Genomic DNA, 3,635 nt, shown 5'->3' with positions numbered 1-3,635 from the left:
CAGCTCGTCATGGCGGCGGAAGAGAATGAAGTCCTGCCCCGCGAGGTGTTCGCGCGCTGGGGTGAGCTTGGCCTGCTCGGCGTCCGCTATCCGGAAAGCGACGGCGGCAGCGGCCTCGACAAGGTCAGCGACTGCATCGTGCGCGAGGAGCTGAGCTACATGAGCCAGGGATTCGCGTCGAGCTGGTCGGCGCACAGTCACCTTGGGATCTGGCCGATCTGGAAGGCCGGCACGGACGAGCAGCGCCGGCGCTTCTTCCGCCCTGCGGTGCAGGGCAGGAAGATCGCGGGCTTCGCGCTCAGCGAGCCTGACGGCGGCTCGAACATCCGCGCGCTCAAGACCCGCGCAGAGCGCGCCGCCGGCGGCTGGAAGCTCAATGGCAGCAAGCTCTACATCACCAACGCGCCGATCGCCGATTTCCTGCTCGTTGCCGCCCGAACGGCGTCCGAGCTCACCGCCGGCGCCATCAGCCTGTTCATCGTCGAGCTGCCGGCCAAGGGCATCACCATCCACAAGCTTAAGAAAGAGGGCATCCGCGCGTCGGAGACCGGCCTGATCCACATCGAGGATGTGTTCGTGCCCGACGACGGCGTCCTCGGCGAGCGCCTGGGCACCTACCCGGTGATCCTGGAGTCGCTGAGCGAGAACCGTGTCGGCGTTGCCGCCAATGCGCTCGGCATGGCGCGCGCGGCGTTCGATGCCGCCACGGCTTACGCCCGCGACCGCTCGGTCGCCGGCCGGCGCATCGGCGACTACCAGGCGATCGGGCACAAGCTCGCCGAGATGTCGGCCCAGATCGAGGCGGCGAGATGGCTCGTCTATTACGGCGCCTGGCGCGTGGACCAGGAAACGCTGGATGCCGCGACCGCCGCGCGCGTGAAGCTGATCGCCAGCGAGACCGCGGTGGCCGTGAGCGAGCAGGCGATCCGCATCCATGGCGGCGCCGGGATCATGCGCGAATATCCGGTGGGACGCATACACCGCGATGCGCTGGTCTACGTCATCGGCGAGGGCACCAGCGAAGTGCAGAAGAACATCATCCTGCGCGACCTCGGCTTCAAGCCCTGAGCCACCGGACATCCCTTATCGCATCGAAGGAACGCAATGGCTGACTTTGTTCTGCGCGAGCGCCACGGCGCGACACTGCTGATCCGTCTCAACCGCCCCGAGCGGCGCAACGCCTTCGACCTCGAGGTCCGCCAGGGGATCGCCGACGCCGTGATCGAGGCGCGCGATGACGACACGGTGCGCGCCGTGGTGATCACGGGCACCCAGGGCATCTTCTGTGCTGGCGGCGACCTCAAATCCCTGTCCGAGGCCAAGCGTCCGGTGTTCAAGGACCGTGATCGCATCAGACGCCTGCACACCTGGTTCCACGCGCTGGTCAACCTCGAAAAGCCGGTGATCGCCGCGGTCGACGGGCCGGCGTTCGGCGCCGGCTTCAACCTCGCGCTGGCCTGCGACTTCGTGGTCGCGAGCGAGCGGGCCCGCTTCTGCGCGGTCTTCGGCCGCATCGGCCTGGTGCCCGATCTCGGCGGCTTCTTCCTGCTGCCGCGCATCGTCGGGCTGCAGCGCGCCAAGGACCTCGTGTTCTCGGCCCGTGAGATCGGGGTCGACGAGGCCATGCAGATGGGCATCGTGTTCCGCAAGGTCCACCACGATCAGCTCGAGCAGAACGCGCTGGCGCTGGCCGAGCGCTACCACGCGGCCTCGACCGACGCGCTGGGCATCGCCAAGAACATCCTGAACCGGTCGTTCAACCTCGACCAGGACACGCTGGCCGAGCTCGAATCGAGCGCCCAGGCGCTGGCGCTGCACACCGAGTATCACGATCGTGCGGTCGCTGACTTCCTCGCCAAGCGGGGCCTGCGCTTCGACGGGAGCGTCAAGCCGTGACGATGAACGCCTTCATCACGGGCGCCTACGACACGGCCGTCGGCAAGCTTCCGGGCAGCAGCTGCATGGGCCTGCACGCCGAAGCGGCGCTCGGAGCCCTCGACGACGCCGGCCTGGCGCTGGGCGACATCGACGGCGTGCTGTGCGCCTACTCGTTCACCGAGCCGCACCTGATGCTGGCCTCGGTGTTCTGCGAGTATCTCGGCATCCATCCGGGCACCTGCGCCGCCATCCAGGCGGGCGGGGCCACGGCCTGCATCATGATTATGCAGGCCGCGGCGCTGGTGGCGAGCGGCCAGTGCCGCAACGTCCTGGTCGTCACCGGCGACAACCGCCTGAGCGGCCTGTCGCGCGACGGCGCCGTGGCCGCGCTCGCCGAGGTCGGCCATCCGCAGTTCGAGCGGCCGTTCGGCATCAGCGTGCCGGCCTCCTACGCGCTGGTCGCCCGGCGCTATATGCACGAATACGGCGCGACCTCCGAGCAGCTCGCGGCGATCGCGGTCCAGCATCGCAAGCATGCGCTGCTGCATCCCAAGGCGCAGCAGCGCGAGCCGATCACGGTGGCCGACGTGCTGGCGTCCAAGGAGATCGCGTCGCCGCTGCGCATGCTCGACTGCTGCCTGATCTCCGACGGCGGCGCTGCCGTGGTCGTGAGCAGCAAGGCGGCTGCCGCGGACACGCGCCACAAGCCGGTCGAGATCCTCGGGGCGGGGCAGGGGCACACCCACGAGCACATCGTCGCGGCGCCGAGCCTCACGGATTTCGGCTGCAAGACCTCTTCCGCGACCGCGTTTGCCCGAGCCGGCGTCACGGCGAAGGACATCGACGTCGCGGAGATCTACGATTCGTTCACGATCACGCTCCTGGTCGAGCTGGAATCGATCGGCTTCTTCGAGCGCGGTACTGCCGGCGTCGCCGCCGAGCGCGGCGAGCTCGCCATCGGTGGACGGCTGCCCTGCAACACCCACGGCGGGCTGCTGTCCTACGCGCATTCGGGCGCTGCGGGCGGCATGTTCCATGCAGTCGAAGCGGTGCACCAGCTGCGTGGCCGCGCCAAGGAGCGCCAGGTCCGTGATGCCAGGCTGGCCTTCGTCCACGGCGACGGCGGCATCCTGTCCGCGCATTGCTCGCTCGTCCTGGGGGCCCACTGACATGAAGAGACCCTTGCCGAGCGCCACCGCCGAGACCCGACCCTTTTGGGACGGCTGCTCGGACGGCGAGTTGCGCTACCAAGCCTGCGGCGACTGCGGCACCGTCCAGCCGATCCCCCGCTCGTTCTGCTCCCATTGCCAGTCGCGTCGCCTCGACTGGAAGCGTTCTTCCGCCGTCGGCACGGTGTTGAGCTTCACCGTCGTGCAGCGGGCGCCGACCGCAGCGTTCCGGGCGGAGGTGCCGTACGCGATCGTCCTGGTCGACGTGGACGAAGGCTTTCGGCTGATGGTCAACAGCGATGCCGGGCTGCAGCCGACCCTCGCCATCGGGCAAAAAGTCCGGATCGGCTTCAAGGACGTCGAGGGCGTGAAGCTGCCGCACGCGGAGGCGCTGCCGTGAGCACCCCGATCCTGTTCGACGACTTCAAGCCGGGCAGCAGCATCGGCGAGACCAGCCTCGTCTATAACGACGATCTGGCCCGCCAGTGGGGGCGCATCTTCGGCGCCGCGACAAGCGAGGCCGACCGCGCCGCCGAAGCGGCCAGCATCGCCACCGTGATGATGATGCGGGCCTACATGTCGGTGGTC

At 68.7% G+C, this 3,635-nt stretch carries 5 protein-coding genes; all 5 read left to right on the top strand.

Features of this window, described 5'->3' with window-relative positions; genetic code table 11:
• A partial coding sequence (locus AB7O82_RS37765; RefSeq protein WP_428621885.1) for an acyl-CoA dehydrogenase family protein occupies positions 1–1,068 on the top strand: 1,068 nt, incomplete at its 5' end.
• Between the two features lie 36 nt (positions 1,069–1,104).
• Entirely contained in the window at positions 1,105–1,896 is a 792-nt protein-coding gene (locus AB7O82_RS37760; protein ID WP_428621883.1) for an enoyl-CoA hydratase/isomerase family protein, read from the top strand.
• Between the two features lie 2 nt (positions 1,897–1,898).
• On the top strand, positions 1,899–3,047 hold the full coding sequence (locus tag AB7O82_RS37755) for a thiolase family protein (protein ID WP_428621887.1): 1,149 nt from the start codon (positions 1,899–1,901) through the stop codon (positions 3,045–3,047).
• 1 nt (position 3,048) lies between these two features.
• On the top strand, positions 3,049–3,447 hold the full coding sequence (locus tag AB7O82_RS37750) for a Zn-ribbon domain-containing OB-fold protein (protein WP_428621882.1): 399 nt from the start codon (positions 3,049–3,051) through the stop codon (positions 3,445–3,447).
• A partial coding sequence (locus AB7O82_RS37745) for a hypothetical protein (RefSeq protein ID WP_428621881.1) occupies positions 3,444–3,635 on the top strand: 192 nt, incomplete at its 3' end. The genes AB7O82_RS37750 and AB7O82_RS37745, both read left to right, overlap by 4 nt.

It is taken from the genome of Reyranella sp. (assembly GCF_050185545.1).
Taxonomy (GTDB): Bacteria; Pseudomonadota; Alphaproteobacteria; order Reyranellales; family Reyranellaceae; genus Reyranella.
The sequence above is the reverse complement of the archived record's forward strand: the minus strand, read 5'-3'. Positions and strand labels throughout refer to the sequence as shown.